Source organism: Campylobacteraceae bacterium (assembly GCA_013215945.1).
In the GTDB taxonomy this organism is placed as follows: Bacteria; Campylobacterota; Campylobacteria; order Campylobacterales; family Arcobacteraceae; genus NORP36.
Map to the genome: position 1 here is coordinate 40175 of JABSOM010000009.1, position 22301 is coordinate 62475.

24 protein-coding genes are annotated in these 22301 nt (G+C 29.3%); 11 read left to right on the top strand and 13 right to left on the bottom strand.

The window, feature by feature from the left end:
* Positions 1–2: 2 nt before the first annotated feature.
* The 11 genes from HRT41_10395 to HRT41_10445 form a co-directional block, all read right to left on the bottom strand.
* Entirely contained in the window at positions 3–524 is a 522-nt protein-coding gene (locus tag HRT41_10395) for a hypothetical protein (protein ID NQY24436.1), read from the bottom strand.
* Complete coding sequence (locus HRT41_10400) at positions 515–1012, bottom strand: HAD hydrolase family protein (GenBank protein ID NQY24437.1); 498 nt, start codon at positions 1010–1012, stop codon at positions 515–517. Before HRT41_10400 ends, HRT41_10395 begins: the two co-directional genes overlap by 10 nt.
* Positions 1009–1581: an imidazoleglycerol-phosphate dehydratase HisB gene (gene hisB / locus HRT41_10405; protein ID NQY24438.1), complete on the bottom strand. Its 573-nt coding sequence runs from the start codon at positions 1579–1581 to the stop codon at positions 1009–1011. Before hisB ends, HRT41_10400 begins: the two co-directional genes overlap by 4 nt.
* A gap of 8 nt (positions 1582–1589) precedes the next feature.
* Entirely contained in the window at positions 1590–2234 is a 645-nt protein-coding gene (locus HRT41_10410; GenBank protein NQY24439.1) for a septal ring lytic transglycosylase RlpA family protein, read from the bottom strand.
* Positions 2235–2385: 151 nt separating this feature from the next.
* Positions 2386–3774, bottom strand: coding sequence for a transglycosylase SLT domain-containing protein (locus HRT41_10415; protein NQY24440.1), 1389 nt, complete (start codon positions 3772–3774; stop codon positions 2386–2388).
* Between the two features lie 35 nt (positions 3775–3809).
* Positions 3810–4598 carry a TatD family hydrolase gene (locus tag HRT41_10420; protein NQY24441.1) on the bottom strand — a complete coding sequence of 263 codons (789 nt, stop codon included), beginning with the start codon at positions 4596–4598 and terminating at the stop codon, positions 3810–3812.
* Positions 4595–4900, bottom strand: coding sequence for a hypothetical protein (locus HRT41_10425; protein ID NQY24442.1), 306 nt, complete (start codon positions 4898–4900; stop codon positions 4595–4597). The genes HRT41_10420 and HRT41_10425 overlap by 4 nt, the downstream gene beginning before the upstream one ends.
* A 49-nt stretch (positions 4901–4949) precedes the next feature.
* Positions 4950–6278, bottom strand: a complete 1329-nt coding sequence (gene hslU / locus HRT41_10430; GenBank protein ID NQY24443.1) for an ATP-dependent protease ATPase subunit HslU — start codon at positions 6276–6278, stop codon at positions 4950–4952.
* On the bottom strand, positions 6279–6815 hold the full coding sequence (gene hslV / locus HRT41_10435) for an ATP-dependent protease subunit HslV (GenBank protein NQY24444.1): 537 nt from the start codon (positions 6813–6815) through the stop codon (positions 6279–6281).
* The gene (locus HRT41_10440) at positions 6816–7265 is read right to left on the bottom strand and encodes a 50S ribosomal protein L9 (protein NQY24445.1); all 450 of its coding nucleotides are present in this window, start codon (positions 7263–7265) and stop codon (positions 6816–6818) included.
* Between the two features lie 193 nt (positions 7266–7458).
* Entirely contained in the window at positions 7459–8103 is a 645-nt protein-coding gene (locus HRT41_10445; GenBank protein ID NQY24446.1) for a recombinase family protein, read from the bottom strand.
* 292 nt (positions 8104–8395) lie between these two features.
* On the opposite strand from HRT41_10445, the gene HRT41_10450 reads away from it, so the two are divergent.
* The 7 genes from HRT41_10450 to HRT41_10480 are packed head-to-tail and all read left to right on the top strand — an operon-like array spanning position 8396 to position 14590.
* Positions 8396–8959 carry a UbiX family flavin prenyltransferase gene (locus HRT41_10450; GenBank protein NQY24447.1) on the top strand — a complete coding sequence of 188 codons (564 nt, stop codon included), beginning with the start codon at positions 8396–8398 and terminating at the stop codon, positions 8957–8959.
* Positions 8946–9440, top strand: coding sequence for a pantetheine-phosphate adenylyltransferase (coaD, locus tag HRT41_10455; GenBank protein NQY24448.1), 495 nt, complete (start codon positions 8946–8948; stop codon positions 9438–9440). Before HRT41_10450 ends, coaD begins: the two co-directional genes overlap by 14 nt.
* Positions 9431–9997 carry a dTMP kinase gene (locus tag HRT41_10460; GenBank protein ID NQY24449.1) on the top strand — a complete coding sequence of 189 codons (567 nt, stop codon included), beginning with the start codon at positions 9431–9433 and terminating at the stop codon, positions 9995–9997. The genes coaD and HRT41_10460 overlap by 10 nt, the downstream gene beginning before the upstream one ends.
* A complete protein-coding gene (locus HRT41_10465; protein NQY24450.1) occupies positions 9990–11216 on the top strand; it encodes a histidine--tRNA ligase in 1227 nt (408 codons plus the stop codon). Before HRT41_10460 ends, HRT41_10465 begins: the two co-directional genes overlap by 8 nt.
* 2 nt (positions 11217–11218) lie before the next feature.
* On the top strand, positions 11219–13015 hold the full coding sequence (gene speA, locus HRT41_10470) for a biosynthetic arginine decarboxylase (protein ID NQY24451.1): 1797 nt from the start codon (positions 11219–11221) through the stop codon (positions 13013–13015).
* 13 nt (positions 13016–13028) lie between these two features.
* On the top strand, positions 13029–13856 hold the full coding sequence (gene cysE / locus HRT41_10475; GenBank protein ID NQY24452.1) for a serine O-acetyltransferase: 828 nt from the start codon (positions 13029–13031) through the stop codon (positions 13854–13856).
* The gene (locus tag HRT41_10480) at positions 13853–14590 is read left to right on the top strand and encodes a sulfite exporter TauE/SafE family protein (protein NQY24453.1); all 738 of its coding nucleotides are present in this window, start codon (positions 13853–13855) and stop codon (positions 14588–14590) included. Before cysE ends, HRT41_10480 begins: the two co-directional genes overlap by 4 nt.
* 51 nt (positions 14591–14641) lie before the next feature.
* Here HRT41_10480 and HRT41_10485 read toward each other — a convergent pair whose 3' ends face one another.
* Positions 14642–17170, bottom strand: a complete 2529-nt coding sequence (locus tag HRT41_10485) for a hypothetical protein (protein NQY24454.1) — start codon at positions 17168–17170, stop codon at positions 14642–14644.
* Positions 17171–17323: 153 nt separating this feature from the next.
* On the opposite strand from HRT41_10485, the gene uvrA reads away from it, so the two are divergent.
* Genes uvrA through HRT41_10500 form a run of 3 tightly spaced genes read left to right on the top strand, consistent with a single transcriptional unit; the run spans position 17324 to position 20704 of the window.
* A complete protein-coding gene (gene uvrA / locus HRT41_10490; GenBank protein ID NQY24455.1) occupies positions 17324–20137 on the top strand; it encodes an excinuclease ABC subunit UvrA in 2814 nt (937 codons plus the stop codon).
* A 32-nt stretch (positions 20138–20169) separates the two neighbouring features.
* Positions 20170–20385, top strand: coding sequence for a DUF2132 domain-containing protein (locus tag HRT41_10495; protein ID NQY24456.1), 216 nt, complete (start codon positions 20170–20172; stop codon positions 20383–20385).
* A complete protein-coding gene (locus HRT41_10500; protein NQY24457.1) occupies positions 20378–20704 on the top strand; it encodes a DUF309 domain-containing protein in 327 nt (108 codons plus the stop codon). Before HRT41_10495 ends, HRT41_10500 begins: the two co-directional genes overlap by 8 nt.
* Here the strand turns inward: HRT41_10500 and HRT41_10505 are convergent.
* Positions 20701–21060, bottom strand: a complete 360-nt coding sequence (locus HRT41_10505; GenBank protein ID NQY24458.1) for a flagellin — start codon at positions 21058–21060, stop codon at positions 20701–20703. The two genes, HRT41_10500 and HRT41_10505, sit on opposite strands and share 4 nt — an antisense overlap.
* Positions 21061–21251: 191 nt before the next feature.
* Here HRT41_10505 and HRT41_10510 point away from each other — a divergent pair, with 191 nt between their 5' ends.
* Entirely contained in the window at positions 21252–22295 is a 1044-nt protein-coding gene (locus tag HRT41_10510) for a DUF21 domain-containing protein (GenBank protein ID NQY24459.1), read from the top strand.
* Positions 22296–22301 lie beyond the last annotated feature (6 nt).

The following is a 22301-nucleotide window of genomic DNA, read 5'->3' on the forward strand; positions in this document are numbered from 1 at the left end:
CCTTAGTTGTTTTTACTGTCTAACTCAAAATGAACGTTTTTTGATTTAAAAATACTGCTTGTATTGTCAAAATAAAAACTTTTCCCTTTTAATGTATGATTATAATAATAGCCCGAATAATCTATTGTATTCGAAATTATTTCTTTACTTGCATCGTATAAAAATTCATCACTTTCAATAAAAAGATAATTCTCACGCTGAAAACTTGCATTGTTCATAAAATGATATTTATCTGCTTTTTTAATAATAACATCTGCTTTAATCACATCTGTTATATTCGTATGCGCTTTTGTTAAAATGATTTTTGCATTATACATAATATCTCTGTTTTTATATCTGTATACTTCTTTGGCATAAACTACTCTAGAAATATTATCTTCTGTTAGTGTATACATTGTAGCATTTTTAAAACTAAGTAAAGCAATATCATTTGTAATTTGTTTTTCTTCTTTATTTTGAACATCTCCTATTAGAAAGAGTCCTGAAAATACTAAAAGCGTATAAACAAATATTTTTAAAGCCATGCGTTTAAAAAATCCTCTTCTAAATCATCTTGTTTGCAAATATACTCAATCATTTCCCTTCCTGCTCCTTGCCCACCTTTTGCTTCGCACACAACATTTACCAGTTCTTTTATTACAAGAACAGCATCATTAGGGGCAAAAGAGAGTTTTGCTTTTTTAAGCATTTTATAATCATTTAAATCATCCCCAATAGCTGCTACATTTTTCCAGGTAAGATTTTCTTTTTTTAAAATCTCTTCCAGAATTTCATCTTTATTATGAATACCTTGATACAGATACTGAATACCTAAATCTTTTGCACGTTTTTCAACAATTAAAGAATTTCGTCCTGTTATAATTGCCGCTTTTTTCCCAAGCTTTTTTGTCCAAGTAGAAATAGCTAAACCGTCTTTTACACTAAAAGCTTTTAGTTCATCTCCACTGTTGCTGTAAATAATTTGACCATCACTTAAGGTTCCATCAATATCAAAAACCAATAATTCAATCATAGGACCCCCTTAGTGCTTGGAATTCCTATTTTAAGATTAGGTGCTAAAGCACGTCTTAGAGCAACAGCAAAAGCTTTAAACGAAGCTTCAAGCATATGATGTTTGTTTCTTCCTCTATCGCTTATTATATGCGCAGTAATTCCAGCATTCATAACAACAGCATGAAAAAATTCTTCTGCAAGTTCAACATCAAAGGTGGAAATATTTCCCAATACTTTTACATCATAAACCAAAAAAGGCCTATTAGATAAATCAAGAGCACAGGTAGTTGAAGCTTCATCCATAACAACCGTTGCATTTCCATATCGCTCAACTGCTTCAATAGGGAAAATCTCTTTTTTCAAAGCTTTTCCTATAACAATTCCACAATCTTCAACCGTATGATGTGCATCTATATGTAAATCACCAATACAGCTAAGTTCTAAGTTTATTCCTGAGTGTTTTGAAAATGCTTCTAACATATGATCAAAAAAACCTACTCCTGTGTTAATAGAAGAAGTACCATTTCCTTGAATATCTATTTTACATTTAATATCTGTTTCTTTTGTTTTTCTATTTAATTCTGTCATATAATTTCCTATTGCGCAATAATCATTGAACTGTTTAAGCCATTTTTCTCTTTAAAATCATTTGCTTCATCAAGCGATTTAAAACCAGAAATCCACACTCTGTTTAAATTATCTTTAAATAAAGAGGCTTTTTTAATAATTACATCGTATCTGTTTTCTAAAATTAATTTAAATTTTCTTTTCGTAATAATAGCACCTTCATGCCGTGAAAATGCTCCCACTTGAACATAATAAGAAGATACACTTGCAACTTCTTGTTTTTCTTCGTCAGTTCTTGCTATTCGTGCATTAAAACCTAAAATATCAACTTGTACTTTAGCTGTTCCTTTTTTTACCATATCAATAGCATGGGCTGCTTTATTAGATAAATCAATAATTCTTCCCGTAACAAAAGGACCTCTGTCATTAATTCGTACAATAATGCTTTTACCATTTTCTAAATTTAAAACCTTAACAATAGTATTCATTGGTAATGTTTTATGAGCTGCTGTAAGTGCATACATATTATACACTTCTCCATTGGATGTTTTTTTAGCATGAAAATTAGGTCCATACCAAGAAGCAATTCCATGTAAAGTATCTCCTACTTTTGCCAGCGTTGGATAATATCTTTTTCCTGCAATTACGTAGGAGCGCATTGTTGCTCTGTGCATTGCTTTTGAATTTCTTATTTTAGAATCTTTGACTTTTACATGTTCTACGTATTTTTTATTATTATACTCATAAGAACGTGTTGATACTTTGCTTGTACAGCCTGAGATGAACAAACTAAGCGCAAGTGCCAAAAAAGAATATTTATATATTTTAGTTATTAATAACAATGAGATCTCCTATTTTAATCATAGATGTTTTTAATCTATTGTCTTTTTTTAATTTTTTTAAAGAAATTCGATACGATTTTGCAATAGATAATAGGGTATCTCCTGATCGTACTTTATGCGTTCTTTTTTTAGCATAAGAAGCTCTAATACTTGAAGCTAAAACAGGAATCACTAAACGTTGTTTAAGTCTTAGTCTGTTTGTTTTTAAGCTGTTTTGTTTTTTTATTAAAGAATAAGGAATTTTATACTTTCTTGCAATCGCATATAAAGTATCTCCAGATCTTACTTTGTAAATAGCAAAACGCGTATTTTTAATATTATTTTTATTGGCTTGATATCTGGATAAAAGATTATAAGGAATATAAATAGGATACGATTTATAATAAGGAGGAATAATTCCTCTTTTTACATGTCTGTTTAATTTAAATAAGTCCATAGGTTTCATACCAATAGTATGTGCAACATTATTTAAATGTAAACCCCCTTTAATATTAACAGTAGCAACGGTATTAGAAACACCCATATTTAACAAGTGTTCATTGTCATCATTGCTAATAAAACTGTGATTATTTAACATTGCCAATGAAATTATTTTTCGTATATAATGTCTTGACTCATTGGGTAAGTATTGTCTGCTAACCTTTTTTTGAACAACTAATAAGTCGTAAATATCTGGTTTAACATCCCATTTCGTAACTTTTTTATAAATGGCATATATTTTTGAAAAAGGAAGTTTTTTTCTAGTAAATCCAGCAATCGTTTTTCTATAACTTTTAATATCTTTTGAATATTTATTCTTTTTACCATACTTTTTTTCATACATATCAATAGTAGAACGTGTTATTGCTTCAATAACTCTTCCTTCACCACAGTTATATGCCAAAGCAGCAAGATACCATTTTCCAAATCTTTTTTTAAGATGTTTAAGATACTTACTTGCAGCATAAGTAGACTTAACCAAGTCCATTCTTTCATCTAAATAAAGATTGTTTTTTAAACCATATTGTTTAGCAGTGGGTTTCATAAATTGCCAAATACCTCTGGCATTAACATAAGACTTAGCATCTATTGTAAAATAAGATTCAGCCATTGCTAAATAAATAAAGGTGGAAGGAAGCCCTTCTTGTCTAAGTATTTTTTTAATTTTAGGGACAAATAAAGAAGCATCATTTAATTTTCTAAGATATGTTTTTTGACTGCTTTTTGCTAAAAGCGAATTATACGTTTTTTGCAAATTATAATCTGTTATAAAGGACTTATCTATATCAAGTTCTTCTAGTACATCAAAATCTCTAAGTTCAACGTTTGGGCCAATTAAGGTAGCAAAAAGTACACTTTGTAAGAGAAATAAAATAGTGAATATGGTTTTCAAATATGCCCTTATTTATAAAATAAGGGATATTATATCTAAATTATGATGTTAAAGTCTTTAAATAAGGTTTTAGCGTTCTTTGTAGATAAATCTTCTATAGATGTAAGTTCCATATTAAGTACTTCTGCCATTTTTGAAGCAACCTCATTTGTATACATGGGTTCGTTTCTTTTTCCTCTAAAAGGGTGAGGTGTTAAATAAGGGGCATCGGTTTCAATTAAAAGTTTATCTTTAGGGATTAAAGGTAAAACCTCTACTAATTTTTTAGCATTTTTAAACGTAAGTACACCGCCTATTCCAAAATAAAAACCATGATCGGCTAAAGGAAGAAGATGAGGACTGGCATTGTAACAATGTAGAACACCTCCTACTTCTTTTGCATTGTATTGTTCAAGAATTTCTCTTGAATCCTTGGAGGCTTCTCTTACATGTACAATAATAGGTTTTTTTACTTTTTTGGCAAACTCAATTTGTGCTATAAAAACTTTTTTTTGTAAAGCAATATTTTTTTCTTTTTCTTCTTTATCTTCTGGAAGTCTAAAATAATCCAAACCACACTCACCTACTGCTATACATTTAGGGTGATTTATAAATTCTTCTAAAACCTTCTCATCATACGATTCGATATCATAAGGATGAATACCTACTGCAAAAAAAACTTCTTTGTATTTATTAGCTAAAGCGATTGAGCGAGGAAGGTCATTAAAATCGGCACCAGGAATTAAAAAAGCTTTAACCCCTTTGTCCAGTGCTCTTTGTATAACTTCGTCCACATCGTCAATATATTTAAGATTGTCTAAGTGACAATGAGTATCTATTATTATGACAAAAACCTTTTTTCTAAGAGTGTTATTAAACCATTTATTTCACTTAATTGATTTTTTTCAATCCAAGCATCAATTCCGAAATTTTTAAAAGCATCGTAATCACTTTCATCTTCAACAATAGCAACAGATACATATTTTTCTTTGCAGGCTGCTACTTTATTTTCTTCAAAATCAAAAATAGTATTAATATCTAGTATTGCAATTTCGGCATTACCTGAACTTCCACTGGGAAAATATTCAACGCTGTGTTTTGCCTCAATTAACGAGTCGTCTACATCACAAAATGTTACTATATTCATATGATCTCCTAAGTTTAATTATTTTAATTCTAGCACAAGATATATAAATCTACAAGATATATCTTGATATATCCTCATTTTCTACAATATCGCTCAGTTTTTCTTCAACCAAAGCTTTTGTTATACAAACAGTTTCACCCGCCCTTTCATTCGCATCAAAAGAAATATCTTCTAAAACTTTTTCAATAACAGTATGCAACCTTCTGGCTCCAATATCTTCTGTTTTTTCATTCGCTCGTAAAGAAAAAGAAGCAAAAGCTCTTATCGCTTCATCTTCAAATTCTAAAGTCACTTCTTCTACCCCTAATAAAGCTTGATACTGTGATAAAAGAGAATTTTTTGTATTTTTTAATATTTTGTATAAAGCTTCTTCGTTTAAGGCTTCTAATTCTACTCTTAAAGGAAAACGTCCTTGAAGTTCTGGTAATAAATCACTGGGTTTAGAAACATGAAAAGCACCAGCAGCTATAAATAAAACATGATCCGTAGAAATTGTCCCAAACTTCGTTTGAACATCACTTCCTTCTACAATAGGCAATAAATCACGCTGAACACCCTCTTTTGAGGGATCTTGATTTTGAGAATTTTTTGAAGATGCAATTTTGTCAATTTCATCTAAAAATATAATTCCCCCATTAGAAGCACGTTTTAAGGCTTCTGCTTTTATTGAATCTTGATCTAAGAGTTTATCACTTGCAGAACTTCTTAAAACAATTTTCGCATCTTTTATTTTTATTTCTTTTTTTATTTTATCTTTATTCATGCCGCCTAAAAGTTTATTAATACCTTCTTGCATAGAACTCATATCAATAGGTAAATTAGAATCAATTACTTCAATATGTGTTTTTTTAGGAAATTCAATTTCAATAACTTTATCATCTAATGCCCCTGATAGTAGTTTTTCTTCCATTTTATTATAGGCTTTTATAAAAGATTCTTTAGTCGCTTCACTTGCACCTTCTGGCAAAGATGGAATAAGTTTTTCTATAATTAGTTTATTAACTTCATACTCAATATTTTCTTTTATCTTTTCTTCATATTCTTTTGTTACTAAAGTATAAGAGGCATAAACTAAGTCTCTTATCATAGATTCAACATCACGTCCAACAAAACCTACTTCAGTATATTTACTTGCTTCCACTTTTACAAAAGGCAAAGACATCATTTTTGCCATTCTTCTAGCAATTTCTGTTTTTCCTACCCCTGTACTTCCTATCATTAAAATATTCTTTGGCATAATATCTTCTTGGAGTTCAGGGCTTAATTGCATACGTCGGTATCTGTTTCTTAAAGCCAATGCAATTGTTTTTTTAGCATCATTTTGACCTATAATATAATCATCCAAATAGGCTACTATTTCTTTAGGTGTTAAATTCATTTAGTCCTCTATTTTTAATATTTTAATATTTTGATTCGTATAAATACATAATTCACCAGCAATCATTAAAGACTCACGTACCAGTTCTTCTGGTTTCATTGAAGCATGCTTTTCCAGCGCCCTTGCAGCAGAAATTGCAAAATTTCCACCAGAACCAATGGAACAAATTTTTCCATCTTCTGGTTCGACAACATCTCCTGTTCCACTTAAAATAAAAATGTGTTTTTTATTTAATACAATCATCATTGCTTCTAATCGCCGTAATAGTTTGTCTTTTCGCCACTCTTTAGAAAAAGCAATGACTGCTTTTAATAAATCGCCCTTACTTTGTTCTAAATGAACTTCAAACATATCAAATAAATTAAAAGCATCTGCCGTACTTCCGGCAAAACCAGCTAAGATTTGATTTTTATATAAGGTTCTGATTTTTGTAGCATTTCCTTTTAAAATAGCATTTCCAAAGGTAACTTGTCCATCTCCTCCTATAACTGCTTCTCCTTGACCTTTATAAGCCAGTATCGTAGTAGCATCAAACATTTATACAGCTGCTATAACGTCAATTTTAGCCAGTCCATGAATTCCATGTCCTAATTTACAATCAACTTCAAAAATACCTGTACTTTTGATTTTTGATTTTAATGTAATTTGTTTTTTATCAATAGTGATAGAGGCTTGTGTTTTTAATATTTCAGCTATTTCTTTATTCGTAACAGAACCAATTAAATGTCCATTTGCGCCTACTTTATGAGAAATAGTAAAGTTTTGTGAAGACAGTTTTGTTGCAATATCATTTGCAAGTGCTATTTCTTTTGCTTCAAGTTCTAATCTGATTTTTTTATCTTCTTCATATTTTGCAAGCACCTCGGTTGTAGCCATTAATGCAAAACCTTTTCCAACTAAAAAATTTTTCCCATATCCATCTTTTACATCTTTTACTTCTCCAGCTTTACCTGTACCTTGAACATCTTTAATTAATAATACTTTCATAATATATCTCCATGTGTTAAGCATTAAACCAAAAGTTTTAAAATGCTTTTTATGAAGGACATTTTACACTAAAAATTTTAATTCATTATAAAAAGGCAAAAAGATGTGAAGTTTTGTTTAAAAAGTGAGTGAAAATAAGTACATTACTCTAAAAAAATGATTATTTTAGAATAATGTGTGTAAATAAACTAGATTAGCTAGCTATATCATAAGAGTTTTGTTGAACTTTTTCCCTTATTAGTCTTTTTTTTACATAATTATTTAAACCAATATGATTTGAATAACCAAGAAGTTTCGCAATTTTTCGTACTGACAGTCCAACAGATAATAACTCTTCAATTTTGTCTCTTTGTTTGTCAAATTTTGATTTTTGAATGGTACCTTTTGGTTTACCTAAAGAAACACCTTCTTGTTTTTTCAAGGTTAATGCTTCTTTTGTTCTTAAACTCATTAAGTTTTTTTCCAGCGAAATTGTCATAGATATCACACCCAAAATCATTTGAGTTAACATATCTGAATCTGCTAATAAATCCAGATTTTGTTTAATTACAATTATTCTAATTTCACTCTCTAAAAAGAACTTAACAATCTCTAAAATTCTTTCTATTGTTCGACCAAAAACATTTAAATCATAAACGATTATTGTTGAACCTTTTTTACATGTTTCTAAAAGTTGAAGCAAGTTTTTTTCATCTTTTGTTGAGTTGATTTGAATTTCAACTTGACTTGATATCTTCAAATTATGTAAGTCAACATAATTATTAATACCCGATCTTTGTGCTTCCGTATATTGTTCATTATTTTCAATACACCTGACAAATGAAATAAATTTAGACATGGTTAAGCCTTTAACAAAAATTTTACTTTTAATATATATATTAGACTTTTTGTATAATATATTATATTAAATGTAATACATAATGTTAACTTATAATATTTTAAACTAAGCTTAAATAATGTACATGAATTGGCTTTTTTAGCAAAGAATTTCTTCTTTATGTAGGGCTCATATTCAAGGATTTTATTTTTTATGTTTTATTTTTGAAAAGATGTATGATTTACTTAGAAAAACGGTTTGAATATAAAGTGAAAATTAGATAAAATCCTTTAAATAAAAAAAGGCTATTTAATTGAAATTAATTGTTGCAATAACAGGAGCAAGTGGTGCTAATTTAGCACTTAAATTTATAGAACATCTTCCTTTAGATATAGAAACATTTGTAGTGCTATCAAAAAGTGCAAAAATTGCATTAAAACATGAAAACAATGTTTCTTATAAAAAAGTTCTAAAAAGAGAAAATCTAAGAATATTCAAAGATAAAGATATAGCTGCACCTATTGCATCTGGTTCTTTTAAAATAGATAAAATGATTATTTTGCCTTGTTCTATGAATACCCTTGCAAAATGTGCTTGTGGGATAAGTGACAGTTTAATAACAAGAGCATTTACTGTTTCTTTAAAAGAAAAACGAGAGATTATTCTAGCTCCCAGAGAATTACCTTTATCAACTATTGTTTTAGAAAACATGTTAAAACTATCAACACTTGGAATAACAATAGCACCTCCTATGCTTGCTTATTATTCAAAACAAGATAGCCTTGAAGCGATGGAAGATTTTATTATTGGAAAATGGTTTGATTTATTAAAAATTGAGCACAATTTATTTACACGATGGAGAAATGATGTACAGTAACTTTAAAGAAGTAGCCTCATATAAAAAAGCGATTTACAGTGGTACTTTTGATCCTATTACAAATGGACATATGGATATTATAAAAAGAGCTGCAAAAATATTTGATGAAGTAGTAATCTCTGTAGCAAAAAGTGAAAGAAAAAATCCAATGTTCTCTCATGAAGAAAGAGTTAAATTTGCAAAAGTAGCTACCAAAGATCTTGAAGGCGTAAGAGTTATTGGTTTTGATACTCTCTTGGTGGATTTAGCAGTAAAACTTGAAATTGGTATTATTATTAGAGGTTTACGTGCTGTTTCAGATTTTGAATTTGAATTACAAATGGGATATGCGAACTCCTCAATTAATAAAGACTTAGAAACACTTTATTTAATGCCAACGCTTGAAAATGCTTTTGTATCTTCTACCATTGTTAGAGAATTGATTCGTTTTAAAGGAAAGTTTTGTCATTTAGTTCCCAAAGAGGTAAAAGAATGTATGTAGTTATTGAAGGTATTGACACTGCTGGTAAATCTACACAATTAGATCTTTTAAATAAAAATCACCCTGAAGCTATTTTTACTAAAGAACCAGGAGGAACAAAACTTGGATTAACGCTTAGAGAATTAGCTTTAAGTGGAAAAGCACGTTCGCCTATTGCAGAAATGTTTTTGTTTTTAGCTGATCGGGCTGAACATATTGAAGTAGTGATTAAAAAGAATTTAGACAAGACTATTATTTCTGATAGGTCTGTTATTTCAGGTATTGCATATGCAGCACAACTGCCTTTACAAGAAGTAATTGATTTAAATTTACTTGCTACTTCAAATATCATGCCAAGCCATGTTGTTTTATTAGAATTAAGCAAAGAAGAGCTGATTAGCAGATTAAGCAAGAAAAAAAACGATGCCATTGAATTAAGAGGTATTGATTATTTATTAAATATTCAAAATAGAATGAAAGAAACAGTCAAAATATTAAAATTAAATCATATTTTTATAGATGCAAAATTAAGTATTAAAGAAATTGAGTTAAAAATAGAGGAATTTATAAATGAATAAAGAAAAAATTATCCAAAGTCTTAGAGGAATGAAAGATATAGTAAAAGAAGAAAGTGTTGATTTTACTTATTTTTCAAAACATGCAGCTAGAATTGCAGAAAACTATGGATTTTCTTATATTGAAACCCCAATTTTAGAAGAAACTGCTTTATTTAAACGTTCTGTTGGTGAGAGTTCTGATATTGTAAATAAAGAAATGTATCAATTTACTGATAAAGGTGAAAACGATGTTTGTTTAAGACCAGAAGGAACAGCTGGAGTAGTACGTTCTTTTGTACAAAACAAATGTGACCGAGCTGGGGGAACATACAGATGGTTTTATAATGGACCTATGTTTAGATACGAAAGACCACAAAAAGGAAGATTAAGACAGTTTCACCAATTTGGTTGTGAAGTATTTGGAATAAGCAGTGTTTATGAAGATGCAAATATCATCATGCTAATAAAAGATATTTTAGACTTTTTTGGAATTGGTTTTACTTTACACTTAAACTCTTTAGGGGATGAAAACTGTATGCCTCAATATAAAGAACAATTAATTAATCATTTCTCACCTTTTAAAGAAGAATTATGTGAAGACTGTAAAAAAAGAATGTTTATAAATCCAATGAGAGTATTGGATTGTAAAAATGAAAAATGTCAAGAACTCATCGTAGATGCACCAAAGATTACGTATAATTTATGCGAAAAATGTGACAGTGATTTTAATAAAGTAAAAGAAATTCTTGATTTTAATAAAATTTCTTATCTAATTGATACTAATTTAGTAAGAGGTTTAGATTATTATTCCCAAACAGCTTTTGAATTCAAGTCGGATGAAATAGGAGCTCAAAGCACTATTGCAGCAGGTGGGCGATACGATAAACTTGTAGAATACTTAGGAGGAAGAGCAACGCCTGGAATTGGTTTTGCTATGGGAATTGAGCGCTTGTTAGAATTAATTAAAAAAGATGAAAAAAAAGAAGAGCTACTATATTTAGGAGCTATGAGTGAAGAAGCACAAAATATTCTTACAAAAATTGCTTCTAAAAAAAGAAAAACACACAAAACACACTTAGAATACGCAAGTAAGAACTTTAACAAACATTTTAAATTAGCACAAAAACAAGGTGCTACAATTATTGCTTTAATGGGTGAAGATGAAATAAAAAACAATACTATTTATGTAAAAGACATGAAACAAGGTACTGAAAAAAGTATTCCTTTAGAGGAATTTTAAACTTGAATAACTATGGAATAGATATATGGGGCGATGATAATTTTATTATACAAAAAGATAAACTGTGTATTAATTATAAAAACAAACCTTCTTTATACTCCCTTGTTAAAGAAATACGAAAACAAGACTTTAAAGGCCCTTTATTATTTCGTTTTCCACATTTAATTGAAAAACAAATTAATACACTCTTTTCATTATTTGATAATGCCATTAAAGAATACGACTATAAAGGCAGCTTTAATGCTGTTTTTCCTTTAAAAGTAAATCAACTTCCCAATTTTTTACATCCTTTACTAGAAGCAGGGGAAAATTATGCTTATGGTTTAGAAGCAGGAAGTAAAGCGGAACTTATTTTAGCCATGACCTATAATAATACAGGTGCTCCTATTACAATCAATGGTTTTAAAGACAAAGAAATGATTCATATTGCATTTCTTGCAAAAAAAATGGGGCATGATGTTACTATTACTATTGAAGGCATAAATGAATTAAAAACTATTTTAGAAGTAAAAAAAGAATCTAAACTTGAACTTCCTAATATTGGTTTACGCTTAAGACTTTTTAATGCAGGTGGTGGGGCTTGGGCAAAATCAGGAGGTATTGATTCTAAATTTGGCTTAAGTTCAACAGAAATTCTGGACGCGTTTGATATCTTAAAAAAACACAATATAATTGATGCTTTATCTATGATTCATTTTCATATTGGTTCTGCTTTAAACTCCATTCAACCTCTAAAAAAAGCCTTAAAAGAATCAGGTCATATTTATGCAGCTCTTAAAAAACTTGGTGCTAAAAACTTAAAAGCCATTAATATTGGAGGGGGTTTAAATGTTGAATATTCTGCTTATAAAAGAACCACTCAATATAATTTACAAGAATTTGCCAATGATGTTGTATTTACACTCAAAAATATTGCCAAACAAAAAGGCGTAGAAGAACCTAATATTTTTACAGAATCAGGACGTTTTATTGCGGCTTCATCTTGTGTTTTAATTACCCCAGTACTAGAACTCTTTTCAGCAGAATATGATAAAAAGAATTTACGCTTAAAAGAAAAAAATCCACCCTTAATTGAAGAACTTCTAGAACTTTATGAAGATATGAATGAAAAAACAGCTTTAGAGTTTATGCATGACAGTATTGATCATTTAGAATCTTTGCTAAAACTCTTTGATTTAGGATATATTGATTTAGAAGACAGATCAAATGCAGAAGTTTTAACACAAATTATTATCAAAAAAGCCATTTCTTTTTTAGAAATAAATGATTACGATGAATTAAAACGCATTGACAGTAAAATACAAGAAAAATATTTATTAAATTTTTCAATCTTTCAATCTTTGCCTGATTTTTGGGGAATAGATCAAGAATTTCCAATTATGCCACTAACGCATTTAGATAAAAAACCTACACGTTCCGCTTCTTTATGGGATATTACTTGTGATTCTGATGGAGAAATTCCTTTTAACGCAGATAAAGCTTTGTATTTGCATAATGTTGATCTTTCAAAAGAAGAGTATTTTTTGGCTTTTTTTAATGTAGGTGCCTACCAAGACATTTTAGGAATGCGTCATAACTTATTTTCTCATCCAACAGAGATTAATGTTGTTTTTAAAGATGGCGAGGTAAAATGTGAAAAAATTCTGGAATCACAAAAAATTATTGATATCTTAGAAGATATAGATTATGATACAATTAAGATAAAAAATATTTTAAAAAACAAACTCGATGATACTCATTATAGTATTTTACAAAAATATTTGAATGAAAATTCATATTTAAAAACAACGGGAAGTTAATATGACTAAAAAAATGAGCTCAGATAATACTAGTGAAACAAACAAAGTTGAAACAACAGTAAACGATTTAAAAGAAAATACTTCAGAGGAAATTGAGCAAAACAATTCCAATGACAATGAAGCTATTAGTTTATGGGCACAAATCAAAGAAGATTTTAATGTGCCAAAAGTTAATGATCCGGCATTAAATTCTACTATAGAATTGGTTTTTAACTACCCAGGTGTTTGGGCTATTATAAATCATAGAATTGCCCACCGTTTATATAAAAATAACTTTAAAATATTGGGTCGTATTATTATGGGAATTACTCAGTTTTTATGTAATATGGATATTCACCCGGCATCCGTAATTGGAAGACGCGTATTTATTGATCATGGAATTGGTGTTGTAATTGGGCAAACTGCCATTATAGAAAATGATGTTCTTATTTATCAAGGCGTTACTTTAGGTGGAGTTTCTTTAAGTAAAGGAAAACGCCATCCTACTGTAAAAGCACATACGGTAATAGGCTCAGGAGCTAAAATACTTGGAAACATTACTATGGGAAGAAATTCTAGAATTGGAGCTAATTCTGTAGTTATTTGTGATGTACCTGATGACTCAACTGCGGTAGGCGTTCCTGCCAAAATCATTCACAGAGGCAGCTGTAAAAAAACAAAACTTAATCATGCAGATTTACCTGATATTAATAAAGAAATGTTTGAATATTTATTAAAAAGAGTAGCACTTTTAGAGCATGCACTTAAAAAACACGATCATATAGATTTATCTACAGAAGATCATGACTTAGAATCTATTTATGAAGAATTCATAACAGCTATGAATTCTATTAAAAAATGATCCCAGAACTGCTTATTTTTGGTTTAATAACAGGACTAGTATCAGGTTTTTTTGGGGTGGGAGGAGGAATGGTTCTTGTTCCCATGCTTTTAATCTCTGGTTTTGTAATGAAAGAAGCAGTTGCAATTTCTATTCTTCAAATGGTATTTTCCTCCACTTATGGATCTTTTTTAAATGTTAAAAAACAATTAGATATTGTTTATGATGGAGTCATGTTAGGTATAGGTGGTTTTATTGGAGGTCTTTTATCTTATTTTATTACCTCTAATATTTCAAACGCTGGTTTAAAATATCTTTTTCTTGCAATCTTAGTAGCTTCAATTTTAAAAATACTACAAACTCCCGCAGTTCATAACAAAAAACAAAAAGTACCTTCAAAAGGTTTTTTAATTTTAATTGGCTCTTGTATTGGAATGATTGCTATGAGTATTGGAGTGGGTGGTTCTATTATGTTGACTCCCATTTTAGTTGGTTTTATGCATTATAATTTAAAAACAGCTACCTCTTTATCTTTATTTTTTGTAATGTTTTCTTCCCTTGCAGGTTTTATATCTTTAAGCAGTAATTCTCAAATGTTATATCAAGAAGGTATGATAATAGGGGGAATTTCATTATTTGGGGTTTATGCTGGGGTGAAACTTAAACATTTAACAAATCTTGTTTCCTATAAAAAATATATTTTAAGCTTATATTTACTGATTTTAATTTCTATGCTGTATAAAATGTATTATTAAGACTTAGAAAACATTTTTGCCCTAAAGCCTATTGGCTTTAGGAAACAGAACTTATTTTTGTGAGTCTAATATCTTATTTAACAAGTAGGATAAAACGCCCCCCTCTTTATAGTATTTTAACTCTTCTTCATTATCAATACGTGATAAAACCTTCAGTGAAATTGTTTTATTTTTTGCATATATTGTTAAATCAAGTTTTTCATTAATAAAAGTATGCCCTAAAGAGTGCAAAGACACTATTTCATCTCCTTGTAAAGCCAGGCTTTTAATATCTTCATCAAGGATCTCACAAGGAAGTACCCCATAAGAGATAAGATCTCGTTTATGCAAAGGTGAAAAAGAGCTTGCGATAACAACTTTTACGCCCAATAATGCAGTGCCTTTTGCTGCCCACTCATTTGAAGTTCCTTCTCCATACTCTTTACCTGCAAAAATAACTAAGGCTTGTTTCTTTTTAAAAAAACGTTGAGACTTTTCATATACTGATATTATTTCCAAACTCTCATAATCTTTTGTAAAAGCACCTTCTTTGAAAAGCATTTTATTAGCTAAAGTATCACTGTCAAAACTCCCACGTACCATCACTTGTGCATTTGAATTTCGAGATAAAAAGGTATTATAAGCATAAGATTTAATGCCTTTTTTTTCCAAATACTCACCTGCTTCTGAATACAAAGGTATTTGCCCTAAGGGCGAAATCTCATCACTTTTAATATTATCTCCTAAGAGTAAGAGTATTCCTGCTTTATCAATAGTTATTTTCTCTTGCGATTGTTCTTGAAATACATTTAACGATTGTAAAGTAATCGATTCTTTTGGCCAAGGATATAGGTCTTTTTTTTCATAAGCAATGGCCTTCCAAAGTTCATTTCCTAAAAAAACATCTTGATAAATATTCTTATAAATACAATAATCGAGTTTGTCTAAATATTCCTTCATTAAGTCATTACTAGGCCATATATCTTTTAAATAAATTTTTTCATCAGAAACACTCATAATTTCACTTTCTAATATATTACAAGCTGTATTTCCAAGAAGAGCATAAGATATAAGCAAAGAGGGAGACATTAGATAATTAATTTTTACAAGTGCGTGTGTTTTTGTGCTATTTTCATCTTTGAGGGAACTAAGTGAAACGGCTTTTAGATGATAATTCTTTATGTCTTCTTCTATATTTTTTTCTAATTGTAATAAAGGAATATCACAGGATTCTGCAATAATAATAAAAAAACCCAAATATTCAAAATATTTCAGTAAATCCAGTTTTACTAAATATTCTTTTAATTTTAAAGACGAAAGTTCTAAACTACATTTAATACGAGCATTAATTCTAATTCCAAATTCATAGGCTTTTTTAGCTAATAAAGCACTGTGTATTAAAATATAAGGATTAGAAGTAGAAATACAAGAAGAAATCCTAGCAAAAACAATATCGTAATCATGAAGTTTTTTTCCCTCATTCTTTACTTTATTTAAGTTAAATTCATCTGAAGAAAAAAAAGTTGACGGTTTTTCTAAAAAAGACAGCATAACAGAAAGTTTTGACAAGTCAATAATCATATCTTCATCATATCTTAAGACACTTTGATCAAAATACATTTTTTGTTTTTCTAAATATACTTTAATAATTTTTGAAAAATCTTCATTCTTTCGTGTTTTGTTAAAATAAGAAATACTTTTGTCATCAATCGCAAAAAAAGCAGAGATAGCACCGTATTTGGGACATAATTTTAGTATTGTTGCCCTGTCTTCTAAACTTAAAGAGTGAAGTCCTTCTCCATAAAACTCTATGAGTTTCCCTTTAAGATCATAAGTATTCAAGCGCATACACAAAGCATGTACAATATCATTTGAATCCAAACCTTCTTTAAGTTCTTTTTGAATATTTATGCCAAGCACTTTGGGTAGTTTTAAACAAAAAGAAGAAGAAAAAATAGCTTTTTTGACTTGTATTCCTTCAAGATTATAAGCAAACACACCTAGAGAATTATGCATAACATTAAAAGAATTATGACAAAGCAACATTTCTGGGTAAATAAAATTTTTATTGTCTTTTTGTTCTAGGTGTATAATACTTGAAAGATATTCTAAATGTAAATCATGATTCATTCCACTTCCAGGAGGAATTACTCTTATTTTCGAAAAAGTTTTTTCTGCCCATTTGATACAAGTATATAAGTCATGCTTTTTTTCAAAAGCTTCATTATTCAACGTACTAGTGCTAAAATCATCCAAAAGTATATCCAGCATTACAGAGGGATTTATTTTTGAGCTGTCTTTTTTACGTTTTAATGCTTCTTCTCTCATATCTGCCAAATCAAGTAAGGTAGTTATACAATCAAAGTTTTCCATGATAATTCGAGAAGGATAAAAATGTATATCTTCCTTATTTTTCCCCAGAAAAACATTCAATACTTTATTAAATTCTTCTTCGTCTTTTGCTTTTCTAAGATTCGCCTCTAAGAGAATTTTTAGAACAATAGGCAAAAACAACAAGACTTCATATTCTTTATAAAGTAAAGATAAGTCATAAAAATAAAAGGTTTCATTTTGTATTTTAAAGTTATTAATAATATTCATAAGTAAATAGTAACTCCTCTAAAGTAATTAATAAATAAAATAGCGTATGCTTCTTTAATCTTTTATTATACTAATAAGCTTTCAAAATGCAATATTCTTTTTGTCTTAAATAACTTATGATATAATCACACTTATTTTTTCAATGGAATGGTGATGAAAGATACAATTAAAATAGTTAACGCAAGAGAAAACAACTTAAAAAACATAAACCTAGAAATACCTAAAAACAAACTCATTGTTTTTACAGGTTTATCAGGTTCAGGTAAGTCAACATTGGCTTTTGATACGTTATATGCAGAGGGACAAAGACGTTATATAGAATCCTTATCTGCTTACGCACGTCAGTTCTTAGGCAAAATTGCCAAACCTGATGTTGAACGCATAGAAGGACTAACTCCTGCAATTGCAATTGATCAAAAAACCACTTCTAAAAATCCAAGATCTACAGTAGGAACAATTACTGAGGTCTATGATTATTTAAGACTCTTATATGCAAGGATTGGAGAACAACATTGTCATCAATGTGGAGACCCTATTTCTGAAATGAGTGCTTCTGATGTTATTGAAGAAGTACTAACATTGCCCCAAAATGCAAAACTTGTTATCTTAGCACCCCTAGTCAACCGTAAAAAAGGTACTTTTGCTGATTTATTAGAATCGTTACGAGCAAAAGGTTATGTAAGAGCTATGATTGATGGTGTTATGGTTAGACTTGATGAAGACATAGAACTAGCAAAAACACAAATGCATACTATTAAAGTCGTCATTGATAGAGTGGGTGTAAAAGAAGAAAACAGACAAAGAATAGCCCAAGATGTAGAAAAAGGTCTAAAAGAAAGTTTTGGAGAACTTGAGATTGAAGTAATTAATCATGAAGATGTAATGTGTGAAAAACATCACCATTACTCAGAACACATGGCATGTTTTGCTTGTAAAATATCTTTTGAACCCTTAGAACCTTTATCTTTTTCTTTTAACTCACCTAAAGGCGCTTGTCCTTCTTGTGATGGTTTAGGAATAAGATATGCCATTGATATGAAAAAAATTATTAATGCAGACTTATCTATTGAAAAAGGCGCAATTAAAGTTATTTATGGTTTTAATAAAGGCTATTATTTTAAAATGTTAGTTGCTTATTGTCATGCGGCTAATATAGATATCACTGTTCCTTTTTCAAGCTTAGAAGAACATGAGAAAAAAGCCATTTATCATGGAGGTTTTGAAGAGGTAAAATTTACTTGGAAAAACCACAAATTAAGCAGAAAATGGGAAGGTGTTGTAAAAATTGCCTACGGAATGATTAAAGATGAAAAAGAAATGGCTGAATACATGACAGAAAAAACATGTTCTGAATGTGGTGGTCACAGATTAAAACCTTCTTCTTTGGCTGTTAAAGTAGCCAGTAAATCAATTTGTGAATTAACGTCTATTCCTATAGAAGATTCTCACACTTTTTTTCAAGATAAAAATAATTTTTCATATTTGAATGAACAAGATACACTCATTTCTACTTCTATTTTAAAAGAAATAAAAGAAAGAATTTATTTCTTATTTGATGTAGGTTTAGGATATATTACTTTAGGAAGAGATGCAAGAAGTATCTCAGGTGGAGAAGCACAAAGAATTAGAGTTGCTTCACAAATTGGTTCTGGTTTAACGGGTGTATTATATGTACTTGATGAACCTTCTATTGGTTTACATGAACGAGATACAAATAAACTAATAAAAACACTAAAAGCCTTACAAGAAAAAGGGAATACAGTTATTGTTGTTGAACATGACAAAGAAACCATTAAAGCAGCAGATTATATTGTTGATATTGGACCAAAAGCAGGTAAGTTTGGTGGAAATATTGTTTTTGATGGAACCTATAAACAAATGCTTAAAGCAAAAACACTTACTGCCAAATATATTTCAGGTGCCAAAAAAATTGATTACAAACACAACAGACCTTGTGAAACATTTATAGAAATAAAAAATGTTACAATTAACAATATAAAAGATTTAAATGTAAAAATTCCACTTAAAACCTTGTGTTCGATTACAGGAGTATCAGGAAGTGGAAAGTCTTCTTTAATATTACAAACCCTACTTCCTGTTGCAAAAGAATTATTAAACAATGCAAGAAAAGTAAATAAAGTGGATGGTGTAGAAATTACAGGACTTGAGCTTTTAGATAAAGTGATTTATTTAGATCAAAGCCCAATAGGAAGAACTCCCAGATCAAATCCAGCAACGTATACAGGTTTAATGGATGAGTTAAGACTGTTATTTTCAAAAACTAAAGAAGCACAATTAAGAGGGTATGCAATAGGACGCTTCTCTTTTAATGTAAAAGGTGGGCGTTGTGAGAAATGTCAAGGAGAAGGTGAAATCAAGATTGAAATGCATTTTCTACCAGATATTATGGTTAAATGTGATGAATGTCATGGTTCAAGATACAATCCTCAAACCCTTGAAATTAATTATAAAACAAAAAGTATCTCCGATGTATTAAATATGAGTGTTGATGAAGCCCTGGAATTCCTTGTTAAAATTCCAAAAATTCATGCAAAACTTCAAACCTTAAGTGATGTAGGTTTGGGATATATTACTTTAGGACAAAATGCTATTACTTTATCAGGTGGAGAAGCACAAAGAATTAAATTATCAAAAGAATTAAGTAAAAAAGATACAGGTAAAACACTTTATATCTTAGATGAACCTACAACGGGTCTTCATTTTGCTGATGTTGATAGATTAACCAAAGTATTGCACCATTTAGTTGATTTAGGAAATTCTGTTTTAGTCATTGAACATAACTTAGATATTGTAAAAAATTCTGATTGGGTTATTGATATGGGTCCTGAAGGTGGAAGTAAGGGTGGAAAAATAGTGGCTGAAGGAACACCTGAAGATATTGCTGCAAATCATAAAAAAACAGCTTCATATACGGGTTATTACTTAGAAGCAGAATTGGCACAATAGTATGCAAAAAATAAAAAGAATAAAGATATAAAATGAATAATAATACAAACCCAATGCAAGGTATTACCTTAGAGAAAATGCTTATATCTCTTGAAAAAGAATATGGTTTTAATGAACTTGGAAAACGCATCAATATTAATTGTTTTAATTATGATGCTTCTATTAAATCAAGTCTTACGTTTTTAAGAAAAACTCCCTGGGCAAGAAGTAAAGTTGAGAATTTATATAAAAGAACTTTTATTGACTAAAATATTAGCTATTGACTTATTTATACAAGCCATTCAAAAAAATGAATTTGTACAAGCCCATGAGTTATTAGAAGACGATTGGAAATTGTATAAAAAAAAAGAAATGAAAAAACATGCAAAAGCTTTGCAGGGTCTAATTAATGGAGCCACGGCTTTGGCATTACTTCATATAAAAAAAAGACCTCATGCTTATGTTAAAGTATGGAAAGTTTTTGAAAAATATAAGGTTTTATTAGATGAAATAGAATTAGAGAATATGGACAGATTTATCTTAGCAAAACAAATATTAGAGCAGAAAAACAAAATACTAAATTACTAAGATATCTTTTGTGCATTTTCATGCATTAAATATGCTTTTAATCTCATCATTTCATCAGTAGGATATTTATTTTCAGCAGTGCCTCTAGTAACTTTTACAAAAAAATCTTTGCTCGCATCATTAAATCCAAAATTTAAATTGGATAAAACCACTTCATTATAGTTTTTCGTACTTAATTTTTCAGTTTTTGAAACTTCATTTGTTTTATCGAGAGAAGAAACATCATTCGTATTTATTTCGTCAACATCATTATGTACTTTTAAAGGTTGTACAGCTTTTAGTTCATTAACTTTCTGTACTTTCTCATTTGAGTTAAACTGAAACTCTTGTAATTTAGCTACTAATCCAAATTCCATGACATCCTCCTATAAAAGGCATATTAACCATTATACATCTTTTAGGGTTTTTTTACAAATTAAGTATTATTTTCTAAGTATTTTGTTTTAATTTACTTAATTTGTGCTATTATTAGCTATTAATTTATTTAGGAGAAGAACTTGGACGTTCCCCAGAGGCAGAGTTTATATTTACGAAGAAGTAGGACAAAATGGATATCTTAATTCTATTATTTGTTCTTGTTATTACAATTTCATTTTTATGTTCCGTATTAGAGTCAATTTTACTGTCTACTAATGTAGCATACATCTCAGTTTTAGAAAAAAAGGACCCACCATCTGGTACTTTACTAAAATCACTTAAAACAGATATTGACAAATCAATTGCATCAATTTTAATACTCAATACATTTGCAAATACCTTAGGTGCAACTGCAATTGGTGTGCAAGCACAACATGTATTTCAAAATGATTCAAATTTTGTTTTATTAGTATCAATAACATTAACATTTTTAATTTTATTTTTAGCAGAAATTATTCCAAAAACAATTGGAGCGGTATATTGGAAACAATTAGCACCACTAGCTGCCAGGATTATTAATATTTTTATTTTTATTACGTATCCAATTATTATAATTACACAATTTGTTACAAAAAAAATTTCCAATGGAAATGATAACAGTGATTCAATTTCGAGAGAAGAATTAATTCACTCTACACTTTTAAGTGAAGAAGAAGGAATTATCGGAGATTTAGAATCAGATATAATAGAAAATACTTTGACACTACATGATGTTAAAATAAAAGACATTTTAACGCCTAGATCTGTTGTTTACGCTATTGAAAAATCTATTGTTATAAAAGATATTCTTGAAGACAAAAGAACCTATAGATACTCAAGGGTACCTGTTTATGATGGAACAATTGATAATATTGTAGGTGTTGTAATTACAAAAAAAATCTTTAAACAAGCAATAAAAGATAAGAATGTAAAAATTGAATCTATTATGAATGATGTTTTTACTTTAAATGAAAATATTCCTGTTGCAAAAGCCATGAACATTTTTATACAGAAAAAAGAACATATGTTTATAGTATCTGATAATTATGACCAAACAGAGGGTATACTTACTCTTGAAGACTGTATAGAAACACTCTTAGGTCTTGAAATCATGGACGAAAGTGATATTACGGCAGATATGAGAAAACTGGCTTTAAATAAAATGAAAGCCAAAAGAAAAGTAAAAGAACAGTAGAAGAAA